Below are 383 nucleotides of genomic sequence, written 5' to 3'. Positions count from 1 at the left end.
GACAGCAGGATCATCGATGTCGATGACCAGCAGGTCGCACCCGCCCAACCGGTGAGCCAGATCAGCGGTGCTCAACGCGACGATCGGCGCGGCATCAGCAACCATGAACTGCACACGCGCCCCCGGCAGCGCCGGGTCCATCGGCAGATAAGCCGCCCCGGTCTTGAGCACCGCCAACATCGCCACGACCGCCTGCACCGAACGCGAAAACAACAACCCCACACACTCACCCGGGCCCACACCATGCCCGGCCAACAGATGCGCAACCCGGTTAGCAGCCTCCTCCAACTCCCGATACGTCACCGACAAACCCTCGAAAGTCACCGCCACCGCATCCGGGGCCCGCGCCACCCGCGCGGCGAAGGCCACCGGAATCGACACCG

At 66.6% G+C, this 383-nt stretch carries 1 protein-coding gene; it reads right to left on the bottom strand.

Going from position 1 to position 383, the window contains the following annotated elements:
- Nucleotides 1-383 (bottom strand): AMP-binding protein (locus CDN38_RS27815; RefSeq protein ID WP_142361393.1); only part of this gene is annotated, 383 nt, incomplete at both ends.

The sequence above is a fragment of the Mycobacterium ostraviense genome (genome assembly GCF_002705925.1).
GTDB classification, from domain to species: domain Bacteria; phylum Actinomycetota; class Actinomycetes; order Mycobacteriales; family Mycobacteriaceae; genus Mycobacterium; species Mycobacterium ostraviense.
The sequence above is the reverse complement of the archived record's forward strand: the minus strand, read 5'-3'. Positions and strand labels throughout refer to the sequence as shown.